Raw genomic sequence first — 23052 nt, forward strand, 5'->3', positions numbered from 1 at the left:
TCGCGATGCTCGACCCGAACCTTAATCGAAGGTTCTCATCCCTCTCCCCGCAGAACAGGAAGCTTAGGTATTATTTTTGGGATGGTGTGCAACATGCGAGATGGTGGTGGGAGAAGGATTATTCGGCGCGTTGCGCCTCACCCTGCGGGCCGCGCTGAAGCGCGTTGTCTCGCGATGCTCGACCCGAACCTTAATCGAAGGTTCTCATCCCTCTCCCCGCAGAACAGGAAGCTTAGGTATTATTTTGGGGATGATGTGCAACATACGAGATGGTGGTGGGAGAAGGATTCGAACCTTCGAAGTCTGTGACGGCAGATTTACAGTCTGCTCCCTTTGGCCGCTCGGGAATCCCACCTGGGATAGTGATGTGGCTTAAGATGATTCAGATTCAGATGGTGGTGGGAGAAGGATTCGAACCTTCGAAGTCTGTGACGGCAGATTTACAGTCTGCTCCCTTTGGCCGCTCGGGAATCCCACCTGGGATAGTGATGTGGCTTAAGATGATTCAGATTCAGATGGTGGTGGGAGAAGGATTCGAACCTTCGAAGTCTGTGACGGCAGATTTACAGTCTGCTCCCTTTGGCCGCTCGGGAATCCCACCATGGCCTGAATCTTTCTCTCTTAAAGCGGGGCGCATCATACCAAATGCGATAAGGGTGTAAAGCGCCCACTGGCAAAACCGCAACTGTTTGCCCACTTTTTACGCGTAGCGCTGAATCTGCAGACAATTCAGCGCACTGGCTGATTAAAGAATAATCGTGCGGTTGCCGTAAACAAACACGCGCTGCCCCAGCACTTTATACAGTGCGTTGCTCAGGACATTCTTTTCTACGTCGCGACCGGCGCGCATCATCTCATCGGCGGTGTAGCTGTGATCAACGTTTATCACATCCTGCATGATGATTGGGCCTTCATCGAGATTGTCGTTCACATAGTGCGCGGTGGCACCGATGATCTTCACGCCGCGTTCATAAGCCTGATGATAGGGACGGGCACCGATAAAGGCGGGCAGGAAGGAGTGGTGAATATTGATAATCTGGTTCGGATAACGCTGCACAAAGGCGGGCGTCAGGACGCGCATATATTTCGCCAGCACCACGTAATCGGGCTGATAGCGGTCAATCTCTTCCACCATGCGGTTATCGTGCTCTTCCCGCGTCAGTCCCTCATGGCTCACCAGCACAAACGGAATGTCAAAACGCTCAACCAGCGAACGCAGGGTGTCGTGGTTACCCACTACCGCCGCAATTTCCATATCCAGGCCGCCAAACGCGCTCTTCATTAACAGATCGCCCAGGCAATGCGCCTCTTTAGTGACCAGAATCACCACGCGGCGACGACCGGCGCTGTGCAGTTCCCGGACTGAACCCTGGGGCAGGGCGCTGTCGAGGTCGGCGAGCAGGGTGTTGTCGTTGAAGATCCCTTCCAGTTCGGTACGCATGAAAAAACGCCCGGTGCGATGATCAACAAACTCATTGTTCTGCACGATATTAAGTTCGTGCTTGTAACAAATATTGGTGATTTTGGCGATCAGACCTTTTGCATCGGGACAAATGGTTCGTAAAACTTTTCTTTGCATGGTTTGCGCTTGCATCTCAATCAGAGTCCTGTCAAAGCATTAGGGGTAAAACCGCTGGGGTAGCCGTCAGCTTAACCACAACATTTTTTGTATTTTTTTTCACTGCCGCACGGGCAGCGATCGTTACGCCCCACGGGCGGTGCTGTACCGTCAACATAGTACCAGCGTTGATCCTCGTGAAGAAAGCGTGAACATTCATGAATGGCCTGAATGTTGGTTTTCTCGCGGTATCGCGCAAAAAAGGTAACGAAAGCTTCGTTCTCATGGCTTCCATGATTACAACGGGTTACATTCAGGCTGAGCCAGTCGGTTCCTGGAAAACTTTCAGATAAAAGCCCTGACAGCGCCGGATGACGCTTCTCAGGATGCCAGGTCGCAACCAGATAGTCCGCATTATGCTGAACATAAGCGCAATAACGGGATCGCATAAGTTGTTCAGCTGTAACAGGAATCTGGTTACCCTGAAGAAAGGGCTCGCAACATACGCTATACTGCTCTCCGCTACAACATGGGCAGGTTTCTGACACATTATCTCCCGGGAATGATGGGTCGATTTTACAAGCGCGCTATGTTAGCTGACCCCGTGTTGTGATGCTACGTATTGACGGCAGGACCAGACAGAAATGAGAAAGGTAAAAATTGGATTGGCTCTGGGTTCTGGAGCGGCCAAAGGATGGGCGCACATCGGCGTGATCAACGCGCTGGAGCGTGCAGGTATTGAGATCGACGTCGTTGCGGGCTGCTCTGTCGGGGCATTAGTCGGATCTGCCTATGTGAATAACCGTCTGCCGCTGATGGAAAAATGGGTCAGTGCATTTCGCTACTGGGATGTTATTCGCCTGATGGATGTCTCCTGGCAGCGTGGCGGACTGCTGCGCGGTGAGCGGGTCTTTAGCCATGTTCGTCAGCTGATCCCCAATGACACGATAGAGCACTGTCATAAACCCTTTGGCGTGGTGGCGACTAACCTCAGTACCGGTCGTGAACTCTGGCTGACAGAGGGCGATCTGCATCAGGCAGTACGCGCTTCATGCAGTATGCCAGGTTTATTACCGCCGGTGGGCTACAATGGGTATTGGCTGGTGGATGGTGCCGTAGTCAACCCGGTGCCGATTTCACTTACCCGTGCCCTGGGGGCAGACATTGTTATCGCCGTTGACTTGCAGCATGACGCGCATTTAATGCAGCAGGATCTCTTTTCCGTGACACCACAGAATAGCGAAGAAGAAGCCGCCGCAGCGGCATTGAGTTGGGGTGGGAAGCTGCGTCAGCGTCTGGTGAATTTCAGCCAGCGCCGTGCGTCTCAGTCACCTGGCGCGATGGAGATTATGTCCACCTCTATCCAGGTGCTGGAAAATCGCCTGAAGCGGAATCGCATGGCAGGCGATCCGCCCGATGTTTTGATTCAGCCGGTCTGTCCGCAAATTTCGACGCTGGACTTTCATCGTGCTGAGGAAGCCATTGAAGCAGGCAAGGCCGCCGTAGAGAAGAAAATGGATGAACTATTACCACTGGTCCGTGGCAGATAATCAGGTTGTTCATTCAAAGCGGTGACTTCAGCCAATTCTTAAAGGCGCAACTGCGTTTTATGAACCACTATTGAAATATCTGGTACGCAGGGGGAAAGAATGGAAAAACCACTACTCGGCAAAAAGATACTCATTGTCGAAGATGAGGCTGTTTTCCGTTCGTTGCTGGACCAATTTTTGTTATCGATGGGTGCTGTGACGTTACAAGCGGAAGATGGTCTGGAAGCAATTGCACAACTACAACAGCATACTGTCGACCTGATTATCTGCGATCTGGAAATGCCCCGCATGAGCGGCATCCAGTTCGTTGAGCACATTCGTACCCGCGGCAACATCGTGCCGATTTTAATCATCTCAGCTACCGAGAACATGTCGGATATTGCGCATGTATTGCGTCTTGGGGTGCAGGATGTGCTGCTTAAACCACTTAAAAACTTTGAGCGCTTCCGTGAAGCGGTCTATGAATGTCTCTATCCCTCTATGTTCACTTCGAAAGTGGAAGAGGATGAACAACTGTTCCAGGACTGGGATGCGCTGGTTCGTGATCCTAAAGCGGCTGCCAAGCTGCTCAAGCAACTCCAGCCACCGGTGCAGCAGACTATTGCCAACTGCCGGGTTAACTATCGTCAGCTGACGATGGCTGAGCAGCCTGGGCTGGTGCTTGATATCGCGGCGCTCTCCGACAAAGATCTGGCGTTCTACTGTCTGGACGTGACCCGTGCCGGTGATAATGGCGTGCTGGCAGCGTTGCTGCTGCGGGCGCTGTTCAATGGCCTGCTGCAGGAGCAACTGACCGGGCAGAAACAGCGTCTGCCGGAACTTAATGGGCTGCTCAGACAGGTCAATCTGTTACTGCGCCAGGCGAACCTGAGCGGCCAGTTCCCGTTACTGGTTGGGTACTATCATCGCGGATTAAAGAACTTAATTCTGGTTTCGGCCGGATTGAACGCCACACTTCATGTTCATGCCCATCAGATTCAGCTCAGCAATGGTGTCCCCCTTGGCACTATGGGCAGCACCCATCTTAACCAGATCAGTCAGCGCGCAGAAAACTGGCAATGCCACGTCTGGGGCGCGGGCGGGCGCATTCGGCTGATGCTATCGACGGAAGAATAAGCCGTAAAAACAGAGGAATTCTGGCGCTGAGGACAGGGCCAGAGTTTAGCTTTACAGTTGGGTAATAGTCTTAATTTCGACGGTTTGGTGCCTTCCAGGATAAATCCGTTCGATACTAACTGATATACTCATTTCCGATTTTAAACCGACATATCAAGTATTAACTTGAACGGCCTATAAGAGAGGTATCTTAATGTCTGCCAATAATACCAAAGTAAAAAAAGCGGTAATCCCGGTAGCGGGTTTGGGTACGCGTATGCTCCCGGCTACCAAAGCGATTCCTAAAGAAATGTTACCGCTGGTTGATAAGCCGTTAATCCAGTATGTCGTTAACGAGTGTATCGCTGCTGGCATCAACGAAATTGTGCTGGTAACGCATTCATCAAAAAATGCCATCGAAAACCACTTTGATACCAGCTTCGAACTGGAATCAATGCTGGAAAAACGCGTTAAGCGTCAGCTGCTGGATGAAATCCAGTCAATTTGCCCGCCACACGTCACCATCATGCAGGTTCGTCAGGGCATCGCTAAAGGTCTGGGTCACGCTGTAATGTGTGCACACCCACTGATCGGTGATGAGCCGTTTGCGGTTATCCTGCCAGACGTCATCATCGACGAATATGAATCTAACCCAACCAAAGATAACCTGGCAGAGATGCTGAGCCGTTATGAAGAGTCTGGCCGCAGCCAGATCATGGTTGAGCCGGTTGCCGATGTGACTGCATACGGTGTTGTCGATTGCCAGGGCGCAGAACTGAACCCAGGCGACAGCGCACCAATGGTCGGTGTGGTTGAGAAGCCTAAAGCGTCAGAATCCCCATCAAACCTGGCCGTTGTAGGTCGTTATGTTCTCTCTTCAGAGATCTGGCCACTGCTGGCTAAAACGCCTCCAGGTGCAGGCGGCGAAGTTCAGCTGACTGACTCCATTGCAATGCTGATGGAAAAAGAGACAGTTGAAGCATATCACCTGAAAGGCGTCAGCCATGACTGTGGTAACAAACTGGGCTACATGCAGGCTTTCGTTGAGTACGGTGTTCGTCATCCGGTATTGGGCAAAGATTTTTCTGAATGGCTCGATGGCGCAGTTGGCAACAAAAAGTAATTCATAAACACAGGATAACTCGATGAAAGTCACTGTATTTGGTATCGGCTATGTCGGTCTGGTTCAGGCTGCGGTGTTAGCCGAAGTCGGACATGACGTTCTCTGCATTGATGTCGACGAAAACAAAGTCGAAAATCTGAAAAAAGGCATCATTCCTATTTTCGAACCAGGTTTAACGCCGCTGGTAATGTCCAATTACGAAGCGGGTCGTCTGAAGTTCAGCACTGATGCTGAGATGGGCGTAAACCATGGTGTTATGCAGTTTATTGCAGTTGGTACTCCACCAGATGAAGACGGCTCTGCCGATCTGAAATATGTGACCGCCGTAGCGCGCACCATTGCGCAGCATATGAACGATCACAAAGTGGTTATCGACAAATCAACCGTTCCGGTTGGCACAGCAGACAAAGTTCGTGCGGTAATGACGGAAGCGCTGAAAGCGCGTGACGCCAACATCACTTTTGATGTGGTATCTAACCCGGAATTCCTCAAAGAAGGTGCTGCAGTCAATGACTGTATGCGTCCAGAACGTATCGTTGTCGGTACTGACAACGACGACGTGGTAGAACTGTTACGCGAGCTCTATGAGCCGTTTAACCGTAACCACGATCGTATGATCATGATGGATATCCGCAGCGCAGAGCTGACCAAGTATGCAGCAAACTGCATGCTGGCCACCAAAATCAGCTTTATGAATGAGATGTCTAACCTGGCTGAACGTTTAGGCGCGGATATTGAAAAAGTACGCCAGGGCATCGGTTCCGATCCCCGCATTGGCTACCACTTTATCTATCCTGGCTGTGGTTACGGCGGCTCCTGCTTCCCGAAAGATGTGCAGGCGTTAATCCGTACCGCTGAGTCAATTGGCTATCAGCCACGTCTGTTGCAGGCCGTGGAAGATGTGAATGACAACCAGAAAAACAAACTGCCAACCTTTATCAAACGTCATTTTGGTGACGATCTGAAAGGTAAAACGTTTGCGCTCTGGGGCCTGTCATTTAAGCCGAACACTGACGACATGCGTGAAGCCTCCAGCCGTGTGCTGATGGAAACGCTGTGGGAAGCTGGCGCATCTGTTCAGGCGTTTGACCCGGAAGCGATGGATGAAGCACAGCGTATCTACGGTCACCGCAGCGATCTTAAGCTGATGGGTACCAAAGAAGCCGCACTGCAGGGCGCTGACGGTCTGGTCATCTGTACGGAGTGGCAAAACTTCCGTGCACCTGACTTCGACATCATCAAAAATGCACTGAAAGAAGCCGTGATTTTTGATGGTCGTAACCTGTATGATCCAGAGCGTATCAGCAAACGCGGTTTCGTTTATTATGCAATCGGCCGCGGAGCGTCTATTCAAACTGCATAATTAACGAGGGATTTATGAACTTTCTGGTCACCGGCGCCGCAGGTTTTATTGGTTTTCATGTCAGCCAGCGTCTGCTGGCCGCCGGTCACCAGGTTGTCGGTATCGACAACCTGAATGATTATTACGACGTAAATCTCAAGCATGCCCGTCTCAATTTAATTAAGGGCGATCCTGGTTTTACTTTTATTGAGATGGACCTGGCGGACCGTGACGCAATGGCGTCACTGTTCGATCAGCAAAAATTCCAGCGCGTTATCCATCTTGGCGCTCAGGCTGGTGTCCGGTATTCCATTGAAAATCCTCATGCCTACGCAGACTCCAATCTGACGGGTCACCTCAATATCCTTGAAGGTTGCCGTCATCATAAAATTGAACATCTGCTCTACGCCTCATCCAGTTCAGTCTATGGTCTGAATCGCAAGATGCCGTTCTCAACCGAAGATAGCGTTGATCATCCGGTTTCTTTATATGCAGCGACCAAAAAAGCCAACGAGTTAATGTCACACACTTACTCGCATCTCTATCAGCTGCCGACCACTGGATTGCGCTTCTTTACGGTCTATGGCCCGTGGGGCCGTCCGGATATGGCGTTATTCAAATTCACCCGAGCAATGATTGCCGGTGAGGCGATTGACGTTTATAACCAGGGCCAGATGAAACGCGACTTTACCTATATTGACGATATTGCTGAAGCCATTGTTCGCCTGCAGGATGTTATTCCACAACAGGACGACAACTGGACAGTTGAAACCGGATCGCCGGCAACCAGTTCAGCGCCTTATCGTGTTTATAATATTGGAAACAGTCAGCCTGTCACGTTGATGAACTATATCGAAGCGATTGAAAAAGCCCTGGGTATTACTGCGAAGAAAAATCTGATGCCAATGCAGCCTGGAGATGTACTGGAAACCAGTGCGGATACCGAAGCCTTGTTTAAGGCAATTGGATTCAAACCGCAGACCGGGGTCGAAGAGGGCGTTAAAAACTTTGTGGACTGGTACCGCGACTTTTACCGCGTCTGAGTATCTGCTTAAAAGAAAAAAAGGAAGCTCCGGCTTCCTTTTTTATTGCGCATCTGGCTGCCAGGAAGGCAGTCACCCTGCGGTTTTTTACAGTAAAAAATCGTCCAGCTTTTTACCCTGTTCTTCCAGCGCTTTTTTAATCACGGCCGGTGTGCGGCCCTGACCGGTCCAGGTTCTGGACTCGCCTTTTTCATCGGTGTAACCATATTTAGCCGGACGTACTGAGCGTTTACCTTTTGCCGCAGTCCGTGTGTCGGTCAGCGTGTTAATCAGTTCATTCGGGTCAATACCATCAGCCAGTAGCATTTCACGATACTGATTAAGTTTACGCGTGCGTTCTTCATTTTCTGCCTGAAAATGAGACTCTTCTTCACGGCGCTCTTTTACTACTACGTCCAGCTTTTCCAGCATCTCTTCCAGTATTTCAACGGAATACTCTCTGGCCTGGGCGCGCAGCGTACGGATATTATTAAGAACTTTTAGTGCTTCGCTCATTGTCCTGGTCTCTGAATAAGGGAAAAGTTGTGTTGCCCGCTAATAGTAGTGGCGACATAAAATAACTGCAATCATAAAAATATGTATATCACTAATTACCCAGGTGACTAAAAATAATTTTCACCAGAAAATTGCACAGTTGTGCAGAATAAAAATATTTTCCTTTAGTCCGATATCAAATAAATTTAATGTATTCAGGTCAGCAACAAAAATGTCATTGATTTTGTTGCGGGTAAAATAAGCAAAACTTATCCCGTTCGGCACTGCACATAACAGGCGCTGGAAACGGCATGCAGAGGAATAAACGGCCAGCCGTTACACTTTATTCACTCATCAACCGCAACGTATTGCCGCCGCTTTGTGGTAATATGCGCGCCATTCCATTCAGTCCTGATGAAGATACGCGCCGATGGCTCAACTCTATTTCTATTACTCTGCCATGAATGCAGGGAAATCAACCGCACTGCTACAATCCTCATATAACTATCATGAGCGCGGCATGCGTTCACTGGTTTACACCGCTGAAATCGATAATCGCTTTGGTGCCGGGCAGGTGAGTTCCCGTATCGGACTATCGTCACCGGCCTTGCTATACAACGCAGAGACATCACTCTACAGCGACATCGCTGCTGAACATGCCGTTCAGCCTGTCCATTGCGTGCTGGTTGATGAGAGTCAGTTCCTGACCCGTGAGCAGGTTAAAGCGCTGTCAGATGTCGTAGACGACCTTGATATTCCTGTGCTCTGTTATGGTCTGCGAACGGATTTTCGCGGTGAACTGTTTGTTGGCAGTCAGTATCTGCTGGCGTGGGCAGATAAGCTGGTTGAACTCAAAACTATTTGTCACTGTGGGCGCAAGGCCAGTATGGTTCTGCGACTGGATAGCGAGGGCAAACCTTTCAGTGAGGGTGAGCAGGTGGTGATTGGCGGTAACGAACGTTATATCTCAGTCTGCCGTAAGCATTATAAACAGGCGATAGAGCAGGGATCGTTGCAGGCGATCCATGGCGCTCAGACTCCGCTGAATTAACCCTATTGTTCAGGCAATAAAAAACCCGCCGAGGCGGGTTTTTTTATCAGACAGTCAGAACGGCACTATCAGACTTTTTTGGCTTTCTTCTCAAGCTTAATACCTTTTACCGGCTGCTCAGCAATGGCTTCGGCTACGCTTGAGAACGGTTCGACAAATTCACGACCGTAGTAGGTATCGAGCATAATCTGTTTCAGTTCAGCAATCAGCGGATAACGTGGGTTAGCGCCGGTACACTGGTCATCAAACGCATCATCGGCCAGTTTATCGACTTTCGCCAGGAAGTCCGCTTCCTGCACACCCGCCTCACGGATAGAGGTTGGAATTCCAAGTTCAGTTTTAATCTCATCCAGCCAGGCGAGCAGCTTCTCAATTTTCTGCGCGGTGCGGTCGCCTGGTGCGCTCAGACCCAGATGGTCAGCAATCTCGGCGTAGCGACGGCGCGCCTGAGGGCGATCGTACTGGCTGAAAGCGGTCTGTTTAGTCGGGTTGTCATTCGCGTTGTAGCGAATAACGTTAGAGATTAACAGGGCGTTAGCCAGGCCGTGTGGGATATGGAACTCTGAACCCAGCTTATGCGCCATTGAGTGACAAACCCCGAGGAAGGCGTTGGCAAACGCAATACCGGCGATAGTGGCGGCATTGTGTACGCGCTCACGCGCCACCGGATTTTTGGCGCCTTCGGCATAGCTGGCTGGCAGATTCTCTTTCAGCAGTTTCAGTGCCTGCAGCGCCTGTCCGTCAGAGTATTCATTCGCCAGTACTGAAACATAAGCTTCCAGCGCATGCGTCACGGCATCCAGACCACCGAAGGCGCAGAGTGAACGCGGCATATCCATCACCAGGTTGGCATCGACAATCGCCATATCAGGCGTCAGTGCGTAGTCAGCGAGCGGATATTTCTGACCCGTCGCATCATCGGTCACTACAGCAAACGGCGTGACTTCAGAACCGGTACCGGATGTGGTGGTGATGGCAATCATGCGCGCTTTGACACCCATTTTCGGGAACTTGTAGATACGTTTACGGATATCCATGAAACGTAACGCCAGCTCCTCGAAGTGAGTTTCCGGATGTTCGTACATCACCCACATGATTTTCGCGGCATCCATCGGTGAGCCACCGCCCAGCGCGATGATGACATCCGGTTTGAAGCTGTTCATCTGCTCAGCACCTTTACGCACTATGCTCAGCGTCGGGTCAGCTTCAACTTCGAAGAACACTTCCGTTTCAATGCCGTGTGATTTCAGTACGCGGGTCACCTGGTCGGCATAGCCGTTATTGAACAGGAAGCGGTCAGTGACGATAAAGGCACGTTTCGCGCCATCCGTTGCCACTTCTTCCAGCGCAATTGGCAGTGAACCCCGACGGAAGTAGATGGATTTAGGAAGTTTATGCCACAACATATTCTCAGCTCGCTTGGCGACAGTTTTGGTATTGATCAGATGTTTTGGACCGACGTTCTCTGAAATAGAGTTTCCGCCCCACGAACCACAACCCAGCGTCAGAGACGGCGCCAGTTTAAAGTTGTAGAGGTCGCCGATACCACCCTGCGAGGCGGGGGTGTTGATCAGAATACGCGCGGTTTTCATTTTGTCGCCGAAGTAGTGAACGCGTTCGGTCTGGTTGTCCTGATCGGTATAGAGACAGGAGGTGTGGCCGATACCGCCCATGGCGACCAGTTTTTCTGCTTTCGCGACCGCATCCTGGAAATCTTTCGCCCGATACATCGCAAGGGTTGGTGAGAGTTTTTCATGAGCGAACGGCTCAGACTCATCCACCAGCTTCACTTCGCCAATCAGAATCTTAGTGCTCGGTGGCACGCTGATACCGGCCATCTCCGCAATTTTGAACGCTGGCTGGCCTACGATGGCCGCATTCAGGCCGCCGTTTTTCAGAATGATATTCTGCACCGCACTCAGTTCGGCACCCTGCAGCATATAACCGCCATGGCTGGCGAAACGTTCACGCACCGCGTCATAGACTGAATCGACCACAATCACCGATTGTTCAGAGGCGCAGATAACCCCGTTATCAAAGGTTTTCGACATCAGAATCGACGCAACCGCACGTTTCAGATCGGCGGTTTCGTCAATCACGACCGGCGTATTACCGGCACCGACACCAATCGCAGGTTTACCGGAGCTGTAAGCCGCTTTCACCATGCCCGGACCGCCAGTGGCGAGAATCAGGTTGATGTCAGGGTGATGCATCAGTTGATTTGACAGCTCAACGGAAGGTGCGTCGATCCAGCCGATAATATCTTTTGGCGCACCGGCAGCCACCGCCGCCTGCAATACGATATCTGCCGCTTTGTTGGTCGCATCTTTGGCGCGTGGATGAGGAGAGAAGATGATGCCGTTACGGGTTTTAAGGCTGATTAATGCTTTGAAGATGGCGGTTGAAGTGGGGTTGGTCGTCGGGACGATACCGCAAATCAGGCCAATAGGTTCGGCGATGGTAATGGTGCCGAAAGTATCATCCGTGGCTAACACACCACAGGTTTTTTCATCTTTATAAGCGTTGTAGATATATTCTGAAGCAAAATGGTTTTTGATCACTTTGTCTTCGACGATGCCCATACCGGATTCGGCAACGGCCATCTTGGCAAGCGGGATTCGGGCGTCTGCGGCGGCGAGGGCGGCGGCACGGAAGATAGCGTCGACCTGTTGTTGAGAAAAGTTGGCATATTCACGCTGGGCTTTTTTTACACGTTCAACCAGTGCATTAAGTTCGGCGACATTGGTTACGGCCATGGTGTTCTCCTGAAGGAAGTTAAACTTTTTTAGTAAACAATCCTGCGCCATGAGTATAGTCACGTTGCCATAAGGCGCTGGACTGGATTAGAACGCCCGGATTTTCAACTGTTTACTGAACTAGTCTTCTGTTGCAGTCAGTGAGGTTTTCTTCGCTGACGCTAATACTTCCGTTGCGAAAAGATTACCTGGTTTGGGGTAGGGCAATTTTGATGCAGATCAATTTAACCGCAAGCTGACACCTTTCAGCTCCCCTTTGCGCCCTTTGTTTATCAAATTGGTTACCTCTTCACGTCATCAGCCTGGTAGCGGCTAAATCCAGTCACTTTTTAATCTCTGGGGTAAAGCGCTGGATGCTCCGTCATTCAACAGTATAAATAGCTGAGTCAGCATCTGGCGTCCGTGCCTGTTTTCACATACATTAGGCGCGTTTTCCCCCCCTGTAGTACGGAGTAAAGTCGTGAACCCTGCGCTGTTAGATTTATCAGGCTATATAAAATTTTTTGTCGGGCTCTTTGCGCTGGTCAATCCGGTGGGAATTATTCCGGTCTTCATCAGCATGACCCGTTATCAGGGGGTGGCTGAGCGTAACAAAACCAACCTCACTGCCAATCTGGCGGTTGCTATTATTCTCTGGACGTCACTGTTCCTTGGGGATGCGATTCTGCATGTGTTTGGTATCTCGATTGACTCTTTCCGCATCGCGGGTGGGATCCTGGTCGTCACCATTGCGATGTCGATGATCAGCGGCAAGCTGGGCGAAGATAAGCAGAATAAGCAGGAGAAGTCAGAAACGGCGATTCGTGAAAGTGTGGGGGTTGTGCCGCTGGCGTTGCCGCTGATGGCGGGGCCGGGTGCTATCAGCTCGACCATTGTCTGGAGCACCCGCTACCACAGCTGGATAAATCTGCTGGGGTTCACCCTGGCGATTGCCATTTTTGCATTCTGCTGCTGGTTACTCTTTCGGGCCGCGCCGTTAATGGTGCGTATTCTTGGCCAGACCGGTATCAACGTCATTACGCGTATTATGGGTCTGTTACTGATGGCACTGGGCATCGAATTTGTTGTCACCGGCATGAAGTCCATTTTTCCCGGCTTACTCAATTAAACGCTCACTTATTTCAGAGAGTGAAGTGAAATAATGATCCGTAATGGTGCAGGAGGGGCATTTTATGCACCATTACGATGCAATTATTCGTTGTGCTTAACAGAATCAGGCAATTATAAATTTCATTACTGCGCGCTGGCTCACAGACTTTTTTTTGCAAAATAATGTCACTATTTTCACACGATATTCTGCTCTCTATTTTCGTGTAAGCCTCACAAACTGCCAGAATAATCACGCTATCTTAAATTTCATCACGCTGAAGCCAGATTCCCCAATATAAGTGCCAAAAAAGAGGCTGTTTGTCGCTGCTTTCCGCTCTTAAGAGGGGTTTCCAGCTAAATAGTCTATTTTTCATATCGATATGATATTTTCAGGACGAAAATTAACACTTCCGCTGCCTGACTTCTCATGATAAAAGAGAATTAGTTAACATTTTAGCTATTTTGCTTTGGCGCGCCTTCACGGCTTCTGATAATTTTTGGCCCAACGTAAAATTTTTTCTCCGAAAGCCCAAAGTGAGAACGCTTTTTGCTTAAGCCTGTCGGGATACTTAATTTAAGGTTGGCGTTTCGCATGATTGGGATGAAGAATTTGCAGCAGCAGCGGTCAAAACTCGCAGTCGTTTTGTTAATGGCATTTTCTCCGGCCTATGCCGCCACGGTGCCGCCGGGCACAACACTGGCCGCGCAGCAACAGATTGTGATCAATAACGGCAGTGAAGTCTCCTCGCTGGATCCGCATAAAACCGAAGGCGTGCCGGAATCCAATATTATTCACAACCTGCTGGACGGCCTGGTCAATACCGATAACAGCGGGCAGGTCGTTCCTGGCGTCGCTAAAAGCTGGGAAAACCCGCAACCCACCGTCTGGATTTTTAATCTGCGGGAGGATGCGAAGTGGAGCAACGGTGAGCCGGTTACCGCCGCTGATTTCGTCTACAGCTGGCGCCGTCTGGTGGACCCGACAACCGCGTCGCCTTACTCCAGCTATCTGCAGGCAGCCCATTTTGCCAATATTGATGACATCCTTGCCGGCAAAGCGTCACCCGATCAGCTGGGCGTGAAGGCGCTTGATGCCCATCGGCTGCAAATTAACCTGAGTGAGCCGGTGCCTTACCTGGTGGCGATGTTAGCGCATACGGCGATGAAGCCGGTTTATGCGCCAGCCATTAAGCAGTGGGGCGAAGCCTGGACCCGCCCGGGTCACTACATCGGCAACGGCGCCTACACGCTGAGCGACTGGGTAGTGAACGAAAAAATTGTCGTGAAGCGCAATCCTCGCTACTGGGATAATGCGCACACCGTGATTGAACAGGGGACATTCCTGCCGATCGCCTCTGAAAACAGCGATATCAATCGCTACCGCAGCGGCGGCACGGACATTACCAACAGTGCGGTGCCACCAGAGATGTTTGGCAAGCTGCGCAAAGAGCTGGGCGATGAAGTGAAGGTCAGCCCGCTGCTCTGCACCTTCTACTACGAGATTAATAACAAAAAGCCGCCGTTTACCGATGCGCGGGTGCGTGCCGCGCTGAAGATGACCCTCGATCGCGAGGTGATTGCCAATAAGATCATGGCCCAGGGGCAGATTCCGGCTTATAGCCTGACGCCGCCTTTTACCGCCGGTATCAAACTCACGCCACCTGCCTGGTTCACCTGGACGCAGGCGCAGCGTAATGAAGCCGCGAAGAAGCTGCTGGCAGAGGCCGGCTTTGATGCTGCCCATCCGCTGACCTTTACGCTGCTCTACAACACTTCCGATCAGAACAAACGGCAGGCGATTGCGGCCGCGTCGATGTGGCAGAAAAACCTGGGTGCTAAGGTGACGCTGCAGAATCAGGAGTGGAAAACCATGCTGGAGACCCGTCATCAGGCGCAGTATGACGTGGTGCGCGCCACCTGGTGTGCCGACTACAACGAACCCTCAACCTTCCTGAACATGCTGATCAGCAACGCCTCGATCAACACCGCGTTTTACAGCAGCGCGACCTTTGATCGTCTGATGGCGGAGACGCTGACGGCGGGCAGCGAGGCGCAGCGCGCCAGCCTGTATCAGCAGGCTGAAACACAACTCGACAAAGACTCACCAATTGTGCCAGTTTACTACCGCGTAAGTGTGCGCCTGGTGAAGCCCTGGGTTGGCGGCTTCACGGGCAAAGACCCGCAGGACATGACAGACCTGAAGTACTATTTCATCAAAAAACACTGATCTGATCGCCCGTTCGGCGAGACAGTCGGAAAGCGCATCAGCAAACAGACCTTTTTTTGGGGTCAATCTCCCTGGTAACAGGCCAGGGAGCCCGCAGACGGGGGACGCCGGGGCAGAGCATCGCCACGGTGACGATAATAAAACTGGAGTGTAATAATGAACAACATCACGAAAAAAAGCCTGATTGCAGCGGGCGTTTTCGCCGCAGTGAGTGCCCTGGCAGGGAATGCGGCTTTCGCAGCAACGGTGCCTGCGGGCGTTGAGCTGGCCGCAAAACAGGAGCTGGTTCGCGGCAATGGCGATGAAGTGCAGTCGCTCGATCCGCACAAAATTGAAGGTGTGCCGGAAGATAACGTGGCGCGTGATCTTTACGAAGGTCTGCTGGTCAATGACAGCAACGGTAAACCGATCCCGGCCGTAGCGGAAAGTTATGAAAATAAAGATTTCAAAGTGTGGACTTTCCACCTGCGCAAAAATGCCAAATGGTCCAATGGCGAGCCGGTTACCGCGCAGGACTTCGTCTACAGCTGGGAGCGTCTGGTCGATCCTAAAACCGCGTCACCTTACGCCAGCTATCCGCAATATGGTCATATCCTGAACGTCGATGACATCATCGCCGGTAAAAAACCAGTTACCGATCTGGGCGTCAAAGCTATTGATGACCACACGCTGGAAGTCACCCTGAGTGAGCCGGTTCCCTATTTTGATAAGCTGCTGATTAACTCCGTCATGTCACCGGTTTACAAACCGGCGATTGAGAAATTTGGCGATCAGTGGACGCAGCCGCAGAACTGGGTCGGCAACGGTGCCTTTAAGCTTGAAGCGCACGTGATTAACGAACGTATCACCCTGGTGCGTAACCCGAACTACTGGGACAATGAGCATACGGTGCTGAACAAAGTCACCTTCCTGCCGATCAGTTCAGAAGTCAGTGACGTTAACCGCTACTTCTCCGAGAACGGCAGCGACATGACCTATAACAACCTGCCGATTGAGCTGTTTAAAAAGCTGCAACGTGACAACGGTAAAGAGCTGCACGTCGATCCATATCTCTGCACCTATTATTACGAAATCAACAACCAGAAAGCGCCATTCACCGATCCGCGCGTGCGCGCTGCCCTGAAGCTGGGCCTGGATCGTGACATCATGGTGAATAAAGTGCTGGCGCAGGGCCAGAAACCTGCCTATAGCTACACGCCACCAGCGACCGACGGCATGGACATTCTGCCGCCAGACTGGTTCAAATGGTCACAGGACAAGCGTAATGCCGAGGCGAAAAAGCTGCTGGCCGAAGCGGGCTACACCGCCGACAAACCGCTGACCTTTAACCTGCTCTATAACACCTCCGATCTGCACAAAAAGCTGGCGATTGCTGCCTCCTCGATCTGGAAGAAAAATATCGGCGTGAACATCAAGCTGGAAAACCAGGAGTGGAAAACCTTCCTGGATACCCGTCATCAGGGTAACTACGATGTTTCCCGTGCGGCATGGTGTGCGGACTACAATGAACCGACTTCCTTCCTGAACACCATGCTGTCCAACAGCAGCAGTAACACCTCGCACTATAAGAGCGATGCGTTTGACAAAGTGATTCGCGACGCGATTAAGGCCCCGGATGCTAAAGCCCGTGCAGCTGACTATCAGCAGGCCGAGCAGATCATGGATAAAGACAGCACCATCGTCCCGGTTTACTACTACGTAAATACCCGTCTGGTGAAACCTTACGTCGGCGGTTATACCGGTAAAGATCCACTGGATAAAACCCTGGATAAAAACTTCTACATCATCAAACACTAATAGCATTCAGGCTATCAGCAGTGGCGGCGCCTCTGGCGCCGCCTTTTACTTTTTTCATATGTTGTGAAGCAACAGCCTGGTAGGTACGGCAATGTTAAAATTCATCCTGCGTCGCTTGCTTGAAGCGCTACCGACGCTGTTCGTCCTGATTACCATCTCCTTCTTTATGATGCGACTGGCGCCCGGCAGCCCGTTTACCGGCGAGCGCACCCTGGCACCGGAAGTGATGGCCAACATTGAGGCGAAATATCACCTCAACGATCCTATCGGTAAGCAGTATGTCGATTACCTGGTGCAGCTGGCGCACGGCGACTTCGGCCCATCCTTTAAATACAAAGATTATTCGGTCAACTACCTGGTCGCGCATGCGTTCCCGGTCTCGGCCAAACTTGGCCTGGCCGCGTTTCTGCTGGCGGTGGTACTTGGCGTCACGGCCGGAGTTATCGCTGCGCTCAAACAGAACAGCTTGTGGGATTTTGCGGTGATGGGGGTGGCAATGACCGGCGTGGTGATACCCAGTTTCGTGGTCGCGCCGTTGCTGGTTCTGCTGTTCGCCATCACCCTGAAGTGGCTGCCGGGCGGCGGCTGGAATGGTGGGCAGTGGAACTACATGCTGCTGCCGATGGTGGCGCTGTCGCTGGCTTACATCGCCAGTATCGCGCGTATCACCCGTGGATCGATGATTGAAGTGATGCACTCCAACTTTATCCGCACCGCGCGCGCCAAAGGCTTACCGCTGCGCCGCATTGTAATGCGTCATGCACTGAAGCCCGCGTTGCTGCCGGTGATCTCCTACATGGGACCGGCATTTGTCGGCATCATCACCGGGTCGATGGTGATTGAGTCGATCTACGGTCTGCCGGGCATCGGTCAGCTGTTTGTGAACGGCGCGCTGAACCGTGACTACTCACTGGTGATGAGCCTGACCATTCTGGTGGGTTTGCTGACCATCGTATTCAACGCGATTGTTGACGTGCTCTATGCCGTTATCGATCCCAAAATTCGTTACTGATTGCGGAGTTCGCCATGATGTTAAGTAAGAAAAACAGCGAAGCTCTTGATGCGTTCAGTGAGAAACTGGAAGTAGAAGGGCGTAGTCTCTGGCAGGACGCGCGTCGTCGTTTTATTCATAACCGCGCTGCCTCCATCAGCCTGCTGGTGCTGTTCCTGATCACCCTGTTCGTGATCTTTGCGCCGATGCTGGCGCAGTTCACCTACGACGATACCGACTGGGCTATGATGTCCTCGCCGCCCGATACCACCTCTGGTCACTGGTTCGGCACCGATTCTTCGGGTCGTGACCTGCTGGTGCGTGTGGCTATCGGTGGCCGGATCTCGCTGATGGTGGGCGTGGCTTCTGCGCTGATCGCGGTGATTGTCGGGACGCTCTATGGCTCGATTGCTGGCTATCTCGGCGGTAAAACAGACTCGGTGATGATGCGTATTCTGGAAATCCTTAACTCCTTCCCGTTTATGTTCTTCGTGATCCTGCTGGTGACCTTTTTTGGTCGCAATATCCTGCTGATTTTTGCTGCTATCGGTATGGTTTCGTGGCTCGATATGGCGCGTATTGTGCGCGGCCAGACGCTGAGCCTGAAGCGCAAAGAGTTTATCGAAGCGGCCCATGTGGGTGGGGTATCGACCTGGAAAATCGTGGTGCGCCACATCGTGCCGAACGTGCTGGGCGTGGTAGTGGTTTACGCCTCGCTGCTGGTGCCGAGCATGATCCTGTTTGAATCCTTCCTGAGCTTCCTGGGCCTGGGTACGCAGGAGCCGCTGAGCAGCTGGGGCGCACTCCTCAGCGACGGGGCAAACTCGATGGAAGTGTCGCCGTGGCTGCTGCTCTATCCGGCAGGTTTCCTGGTAGTCACGCTGTTCTGTTTCAACTTTATCGGCGATGGCCTGCGTGATGCCCTCGACCCGAAAGATCGTTAAGGAGTTTCCCGATGACTATTCATGAATTCCAGCCAGCAATGGCGGCCCGCGCGGGAAGCGAACAGCTACTTACGGTCAAAGATTTACGCGTTACCTTTGGCACGCACGATGGTGATGTTACCGCCGTTAACGACCTGAACTTCTCGCTGCGCGCCGGTGAGACGCTGGGCATTGTCGGTGAGTCCGGTTCCGGCAAATCACAAACCGCCTTTGCCCTGATGGGGCTGCTGGCGAAAAATGGCCGCATTGGCGGTTCGGCGATGTTCAATGGCAAAGAGATCCTGAATCTGCCCGAGAACAAGCTCAATAAACTGCGCGCCGAACAGATTGCGATGATTTTCCAGGACCCGATGACCTCGCTGAACCCCTATATGCGGGTGGGCGAGCAGCTGATGGAAGTGCTTAAGCTGCATAAAGGGATGAACAACGCGCAGGCGTTTGAAGAGTCGGTGAGAATGCTGGATGCGGTGAAAATGCCGGAAGCGCGCAAGCGGATGAAGATGTATCCGCATGAGTTCTCCGGCGGTATGCGTCAGCGCGTCATGATCGCCATGGCGCTGCTGTGCCGTCCCAAACTGCTGATTGCCGACGAGCCGACCACTGCGCTGGATGTTACCGTCCAGGCGCAGATTATGACGCTGCTCAACGACCTCAAGCGCGAGTTCAACACCGCCATTATCATGATCACCCACGATCTGGGTGTGGTGGCGGGGATCTGCGACAAAGTGCTGGTGATGTATGCCGGACGCACCATGGAGTATGGCCGTGCCCGCGATGTCTTTTATCAGCCGTCACATCCTTACTCGATTGGTCTGCTTAATGCGGTGCCGCGTCTGGATGCGGAAGGGGAAAGTCTGACGACGATACCGGGTAATCCACCCAACCTGCTGCGTCTGCCGCAGGGCTGCCCGTTCCAGCCGCGTTGTCCGCACGCTATGGATATCTGCACCCAGGCACCACCGCTGGAACCCTTTGGCGAAGGCCGTCTGCGCGCCTGCTTTAAGCCGGTGGAGGAGTTAGTATGAGCACCGTAGCTGAAAAAAGAGTGTTACTGGAAATCGCCGACCTCAAGGTGCATTTCGACATTAAAGATGGCAGGCAGTGGTTCTGGCAGCCATCAAAAACCCTGAAAGCAGTCGATGGTGTCAGCCTGCGTCTGTATGAGGGGGAAACCCTGGGCGTGGTAGGTGAGTCTGGCTGTGGTAAATCGACCCTGGCGCGCGCCATTATCGGGCTGGTGAAGGCGACCGAAGGTCGGGTCGCCTGGTTAGGCCGTGATCTGCTGGGGCAAAGTGAAGAGGAGTGGCGCAAGGCGCGAAGCGATATCCAGATGATATTCCAGGATCCGCTGGCGTCGCTGAATCCGCGTATGACCATCGGCGATATCATCGCAGAGCCACTGCGTACCTATCATCCAAAAATGGCGCGTCAGGAAGTGAAAGACCGCGTCAAAAATATGATGATGAAAGTGGGGCTGCTGCCTAACCTGATTAACCGCTATCCGCACGAGTTCTCGGGCGGTCAGTGTCAGCGTATCGGTATTGCCCGCGCGCTGATTCTGGAGCCAAAGCTGATTATCTGTGATGAGCCGGTCTCCGCACTGGACGTCTCAATTCAGGCCCAGGTGGTTAACCTGTTGCAGCAGCTGCAGCGTGAAATGGGCTTATCGCTGATCTTCATTGCGCACGATCTGGCGGTGGTGAAACATATCTCTGACCGGGTGCTGGTAATGTATCTGGGGCATGCGGTGGAGCTGGGTACCTACAAAGAGGTCTACAGCAATCCTCAGCATCCTTATACCCGTGCGCTGATGTCCGCGGTGCCGATTCCCGATCCGGACAAGGAGAAGAACAAGCAGATTCAGCTGCTGGAAGGGGAGCTGCCGTCGCCGATCAATCCGCCATCAGGCTGCGTGTTCCGCACCCGTTGTCCGATTGCCGGTCCGGAGTGTGCGAAAACCCGGCCGCTGCTGGAAGGCAGCTTCAATCACGCGGTCTCCTGTCTGAAAGTCGACCCGCTATAATGCAAAACGCCGGGCAATCGCCCGGCGTTTTCTTATCAAATCTGACGCTTACTCACGCCACAGGATATGACAGAGTTTGTGGTCTTTCTCGCGGCACAGCAGCACGCGAGCAAAGACGTCGGTGATCGGTTCACCGTCCGCTTCACCCAGCCCAATCACCACCTCGGCGAAGAAGTCCGGGTTCAGATCGAAATCGACATGATCTTTCCAGTCTTCAGAGGGATCGAACAGCTCTGCGCCACCGCGCTCTTCGAACTGCAGATTGAAGAGAATGACGTCTGCCGGATCAAGATTGTCGACTGCCAGTTCGAGAAAAATATCGTAGGCTTGTTCCAGCGTTTCATCTTCGGTAAGGCGATTATTTAAATCCATAGTCTGTCCTGTCGGCCTGCGGCCATTTACACAATCTGGCTCGTTTTACAGTAAAGGACTGAAGAAGTAAAACAGTCGTTCGACGATGCGTTGCCACCAGGCACGTTTTGCCCAGCGCTTGCCATCCAGCAGGCGGGAACGGGCGATATAGTCATCCTGCACACAGGCGAGATCGCTGCCAAAACCCGCATCATCAACCACCAGCGTCACTTCAAAATTCAGCCATAAACTGCGCATATCGAGATTCACGGTTCCCACCAGGCTCAGTTGTCCGTCGACCAGCACGCTTTTGGTGTGCAGCAGGCCATCTTCAAACTGATAAATTTTCACGCCCGCTTCCAGCAACTCACTGAAGAAGGAGCGGCTGGCCCAGCCAACCAGCAGCGAGTCATTGTGACGAGGCACAATCACGCTGACATTGACGCCACGCTGCGCCGCCGTACAGATAGCATGCAGCAGATCGTCGCTCGGCACTAAGTAGGGCGTGGTCATGATCAACTGTTCACGTGCCGAATAGACCGCAGTCAGCAGCGCCTGATGGATCATATCTTCCGGGAAGCCGGGACCGGAGGCGATCACCTGCACGGTGTGGCCGCTCTCCTGTTCAAACGGCATAATGTTGCGATCGGGCGGCGGCGGTAAAATGCGTTTGCCGGTCTCTATCTCCCAGTCGCAGCTGAAAACAATCCCCATCGCGGTGGCAACCGGGCCTTCCATTCGCGCCATCAGGTCAATCCACTGACCGACACCCGCGCTCTGTTTAAAGAAGCGCGGATCGACCAGGTTCATGCTGCCGGTATAAGCGATGTAGTTATCAATGAGTACGATTTTGCGGTGCTGACGCAGATCCATCCGTCGCAGGAAGACGCGCAGCAGGCTGACCTGCAACGCTTCCACCACATCGATTCCGGCATTGCGCATCATGCCGACCCAGGGGCTGCGGAAAAAGGTAACACTGCCCGCAGAGTCGAGCAGCAGACGGCAATGAACGCCACGGCGTGATGCCGCCATCAGCGATTCCGCCACTTCATCCGCCAGACCGCCGGGATGCCATATATAGAACACCATCTCAATGTTGTGGCGAGCCAGCTGGATATCACGAATCAACGCCTGCATCACGTCGTCGGCGCTGGTGAGCAACTGGAGCTGGTTGCCCTTAACCCCGGCAATGCCCTGACGATGGTAGCAAAGCTCAAACAGCGAACGCGCAACGTCGCTGTGTTCGGTGGCAAAAATTTCACGGCACTGCTTAAGGTCAGTAAGCCAGCGGGCAGTGGATGGCCACATGGTGCGGGCGCGCTCTGCACGACGTTTACCCAGATGGAGTTCGCCAAAAGAGAGATAAGCGATAATCCCTACCAGCGGCAGAATATAGATAACCAGTAGCCAGGCCATCGCGGATGTCACTGCCCGTCGCTTCATCAATACGCGCAGCGTAACCCCGGCGATCAGCAGCCAGTAACCAAACACCAGCAACCAGCTGATCAGGGTATAAAAAGTGGTCATAAAGTGGACATCCCGTTCGCGCTTTCGTCCGGCAAGTTTACGTGCAGATGACGGCTAACGGAACCCTTTATCCCGGACATCCTCGATGAAGGATCCGATTTGGCATTACCG

General features: G+C 52.5%; 19 protein-coding genes, 3 tRNA genes and 2 other RNA genes (1 of these 24 cut by a window edge). 13 read left to right on the plus strand and 11 right to left on the minus strand.

Annotated elements, in window-relative coordinates; all coding sequences use genetic code 11:
- The 7 genes from NR195_RS14320 to NR195_RS14350 all read right to left on the minus strand — a co-directional run.
- Positions 1 to 60, minus strand: a non-coding RNA gene (locus NR195_RS14320) — RtT sRNA; it reaches 168 nt to the left of the window's first position.
- Positions 61 to 101: 41 nt separating this feature from the next.
- Positions 102 to 229: non-coding RNA, RtT sRNA (locus NR195_RS14325), on the minus strand.
- Between the two features lie 41 nt (positions 230 to 270).
- Positions 271 to 355, minus strand: a tRNA-Tyr gene (locus NR195_RS14330).
- Positions 356 to 393: 38 nt separating this feature from the next.
- A tRNA-Tyr gene (locus tag NR195_RS14335) sits at positions 394 to 478 on the minus strand.
- Between the two features lie 38 nt (positions 479 to 516).
- Positions 517 to 601, minus strand: a tRNA-Tyr gene (locus tag NR195_RS14340).
- 144 nt (positions 602 to 745) lie between these two features.
- Positions 746 to 1594, minus strand: coding sequence for a formyltetrahydrofolate deformylase (gene purU / locus NR195_RS14345; protein ID WP_003852258.1), 849 nt, complete (start codon positions 1592 to 1594; stop codon positions 746 to 748).
- Positions 1595 to 1650: 56 nt separating this feature from the next.
- Positions 1651 to 2106 (minus strand): YchJ family protein, encoded by a 456-nt coding sequence (locus tag NR195_RS14350; RefSeq protein ID WP_256844641.1) that lies wholly within the window; start codon positions 2104 to 2106, stop codon positions 1651 to 1653.
- Positions 2107 to 2202: 96 nt separating this feature from the next.
- Between NR195_RS14350 and rssA the strand changes: the two genes are divergently transcribed.
- The 5 genes from rssA (at position 2203) to NR195_RS14375 (ending at position 7711) form a co-directional block, all read left to right on the plus strand.
- On the plus strand, positions 2203 to 3108 hold the full coding sequence (gene rssA / locus NR195_RS14355; RefSeq protein ID WP_010244341.1) for a patatin-like phospholipase RssA: 906 nt from the start codon (positions 2203 to 2205) through the stop codon (positions 3106 to 3108).
- Positions 3109 to 3207: 99 nt separating this feature from the next.
- Complete coding sequence (gene rssB / locus NR195_RS14360) at positions 3208 to 4224, plus strand: two-component system response regulator RssB (RefSeq protein ID WP_010244345.1); 1017 nt, start codon at positions 3208 to 3210, stop codon at positions 4222 to 4224.
- A gap of 193 nt (positions 4225 to 4417) precedes the next feature.
- A complete protein-coding gene (gene galU / locus NR195_RS14365) occupies positions 4418 to 5326 on the plus strand; it encodes a UTP--glucose-1-phosphate uridylyltransferase GalU (RefSeq protein ID WP_008925296.1) in 909 nt (302 codons plus the stop codon).
- Between the two features lie 22 nt (positions 5327 to 5348).
- On the plus strand, positions 5349 to 6689 hold the full coding sequence (locus tag NR195_RS14370; protein WP_031593141.1) for a UDP-glucose/GDP-mannose dehydrogenase family protein: 1341 nt from the start codon (positions 5349 to 5351) through the stop codon (positions 6687 to 6689).
- Between the two features lie 14 nt (positions 6690 to 6703).
- A complete protein-coding gene (locus NR195_RS14375; RefSeq protein WP_256844642.1) occupies positions 6704 to 7711 on the plus strand; it encodes an NAD-dependent epimerase in 1008 nt (335 codons plus the stop codon).
- A gap of 87 nt (positions 7712 to 7798) precedes the next feature.
- On the opposite strand, the gene hns is transcribed toward NR195_RS14375, so the two are convergent.
- Positions 7799 to 8206 (minus strand): histone-like nucleoid-structuring protein H-NS, encoded by a 408-nt coding sequence (hns, locus tag NR195_RS14380; protein ID WP_010244359.1) that lies wholly within the window; start codon positions 8204 to 8206, stop codon positions 7799 to 7801.
- A 409-nt stretch (positions 8207 to 8615) separates the two neighbouring features.
- Between hns and tdk the strand changes: the two genes are divergently transcribed.
- A complete protein-coding gene (tdk, locus tag NR195_RS14385; protein WP_010244362.1) occupies positions 8616 to 9236 on the plus strand; it encodes a thymidine kinase in 621 nt (206 codons plus the stop codon).
- Positions 9237 to 9304: 68 nt separating this feature from the next.
- On the opposite strand, the gene adhE is transcribed toward tdk, so the two are convergent.
- Positions 9305 to 11992 carry a bifunctional acetaldehyde-CoA/alcohol dehydrogenase gene (gene adhE, locus NR195_RS14390; RefSeq protein WP_010244364.1) on the minus strand — a complete coding sequence of 896 codons (2688 nt, stop codon included), beginning with the start codon at positions 11990 to 11992 and terminating at the stop codon, positions 9305 to 9307.
- A 460-nt stretch (positions 11993 to 12452) separates the two neighbouring features.
- Here adhE and NR195_RS14395 point away from each other — a divergent pair, with 460 nt between their 5' ends.
- From NR195_RS14395 to oppF, 7 genes are all read left to right on the plus strand, one after another.
- Entirely contained in the window at positions 12453 to 13100 is a 648-nt protein-coding gene (locus NR195_RS14395; protein ID WP_010244367.1) for a YchE family NAAT transporter, read from the plus strand.
- 582 nt (positions 13101 to 13682) lie between these two features.
- Positions 13683 to 15308 carry an ABC transporter substrate-binding protein gene (locus tag NR195_RS14400; protein WP_256844643.1) on the plus strand — a complete coding sequence of 542 codons (1626 nt, stop codon included), beginning with the start codon at positions 13683 to 13685 and terminating at the stop codon, positions 15306 to 15308.
- Between the two features lie 156 nt (positions 15309 to 15464).
- Complete coding sequence (gene oppA, locus NR195_RS14405; RefSeq protein ID WP_010244375.1) at positions 15465 to 17105, plus strand: oligopeptide ABC transporter substrate-binding protein OppA; 1641 nt, start codon at positions 15465 to 15467, stop codon at positions 17103 to 17105.
- A gap of 91 nt (positions 17106 to 17196) precedes the next feature.
- The gene (gene oppB / locus NR195_RS14410) at positions 17197 to 18117 is read left to right on the plus strand and encodes an oligopeptide ABC transporter permease OppB (RefSeq protein ID WP_010244379.1); all 921 of its coding nucleotides are present in this window, start codon (positions 17197 to 17199) and stop codon (positions 18115 to 18117) included.
- A 14-nt stretch (positions 18118 to 18131) separates the two neighbouring features.
- A complete protein-coding gene (oppC, locus tag NR195_RS14415) occupies positions 18132 to 19040 on the plus strand; it encodes an oligopeptide ABC transporter permease OppC (protein ID WP_010244382.1) in 909 nt (302 codons plus the stop codon).
- A gap of 11 nt (positions 19041 to 19051) precedes the next feature.
- Positions 19052 to 20065 carry an ABC transporter ATP-binding protein gene (locus NR195_RS14420; protein ID WP_010244386.1) on the plus strand — a complete coding sequence of 338 codons (1014 nt, stop codon included), beginning with the start codon at positions 19052 to 19054 and terminating at the stop codon, positions 20063 to 20065.
- On the plus strand, positions 20062 to 21063 hold the full coding sequence (gene oppF / locus NR195_RS14425; RefSeq protein ID WP_010244389.1) for a murein tripeptide/oligopeptide ABC transporter ATP binding protein OppF: 1002 nt from the start codon (positions 20062 to 20064) through the stop codon (positions 21061 to 21063). The genes NR195_RS14420 and oppF overlap by 4 nt, the downstream gene beginning before the upstream one ends.
- A gap of 48 nt (positions 21064 to 21111) precedes the next feature.
- Here oppF and NR195_RS14430 read toward each other — a convergent pair whose 3' ends face one another.
- Both NR195_RS14430 and cls read right to left on the minus strand, forming a co-directional pair.
- Positions 21112 to 21435: an HI1450 family dsDNA-mimic protein gene (locus NR195_RS14430; RefSeq protein ID WP_003853921.1), complete on the minus strand. Its 324-nt coding sequence runs from the start codon at positions 21433 to 21435 to the stop codon at positions 21112 to 21114.
- A gap of 45 nt (positions 21436 to 21480) precedes the next feature.
- Positions 21481 to 22941: a cardiolipin synthase gene (cls, locus tag NR195_RS14435; RefSeq protein ID WP_010244396.1), complete on the minus strand. Its 1461-nt coding sequence runs from the start codon at positions 22939 to 22941 to the stop codon at positions 21481 to 21483.
- Positions 22942 to 23052 lie beyond the last annotated feature (111 nt).

This window comes from Pantoea sp. Ft-CA_14 (assembly GCF_024520875.1).
Classification (GTDB): domain Bacteria; phylum Pseudomonadota; class Gammaproteobacteria; order Enterobacterales; family Enterobacteriaceae; genus Pantoea; species Pantoea agglomerans.

Excerpts from the sequence above, each read along its gene's own strand:
- purU (WP_003852258.1), bottom strand. The coding sequence starts at position 1,594 with ATGCAAGCGCAAACCATGCAAAGAAAAGTTTTACGAACCATTTGTCCC.
- rssA (WP_010244341.1), top strand. The coding sequence starts at position 2,203 with ATGAGAAAGGTAAAAATTGGATTGGCTCTGGGTTCTGGAGCGGCCAAA.
- rssB (WP_010244345.1), top strand. The coding sequence starts at position 3,208 with ATGGAAAAACCACTACTCGGCAAAAAGATACTCATTGTCGAAGATGAG.
- galU (WP_008925296.1), top strand. The coding sequence starts at position 4,418 with ATGTCTGCCAATAATACCAAAGTAAAAAAAGCGGTAATCCCGGTAGCG.
- NR195_RS14370 (WP_031593141.1), top strand. The coding sequence starts at position 5,349 with ATGAAAGTCACTGTATTTGGTATCGGCTATGTCGGTCTGGTTCAGGCT.
- NR195_RS14375 (WP_256844642.1), top strand. The coding sequence starts at position 6,704 with ATGAACTTTCTGGTCACCGGCGCCGCAGGTTTTATTGGTTTTCATGTC.
- hns (WP_010244359.1), bottom strand. The coding sequence starts at position 8,206 with ATGAGCGAAGCACTAAAAGTTCTTAATAATATCCGTACGCTGCGCGCC.
- tdk (WP_010244362.1), top strand. The coding sequence starts at position 8,616 with ATGGCTCAACTCTATTTCTATTACTCTGCCATGAATGCAGGGAAATCA.
- adhE (WP_010244364.1), bottom strand. The coding sequence starts at position 11,992 with ATGGCCGTAACCAATGTCGCCGAACTTAATGCACTGGTTGAACGTGTA.
- NR195_RS14400 (WP_256844643.1), top strand. The coding sequence starts at position 13,683 with ATGAAGAATTTGCAGCAGCAGCGGTCAAAACTCGCAGTCGTTTTGTTA.
- oppA (WP_010244375.1), top strand. The coding sequence starts at position 15,465 with ATGAACAACATCACGAAAAAAAGCCTGATTGCAGCGGGCGTTTTCGCC.
- oppB (WP_010244379.1), top strand. The coding sequence starts at position 17,197 with ATGTTAAAATTCATCCTGCGTCGCTTGCTTGAAGCGCTACCGACGCTG.
- oppC (WP_010244382.1), top strand. The coding sequence starts at position 18,132 with ATGATGTTAAGTAAGAAAAACAGCGAAGCTCTTGATGCGTTCAGTGAG.
- NR195_RS14420 (WP_010244386.1), top strand. The coding sequence starts at position 19,052 with ATGACTATTCATGAATTCCAGCCAGCAATGGCGGCCCGCGCGGGAAGC.
- oppF (WP_010244389.1), top strand. The coding sequence starts at position 20,062 with ATGAGCACCGTAGCTGAAAAAAGAGTGTTACTGGAAATCGCCGACCTC.
- NR195_RS14430 (WP_003853921.1), bottom strand. The coding sequence starts at position 21,435 with ATGGATTTAAATAATCGCCTTACCGAAGATGAAACGCTGGAACAAGCC.
- cls (WP_010244396.1), bottom strand. The coding sequence starts at position 22,941 with ATGACCACTTTTTATACCCTGATCAGCTGGTTGCTGGTGTTTGGTTAC.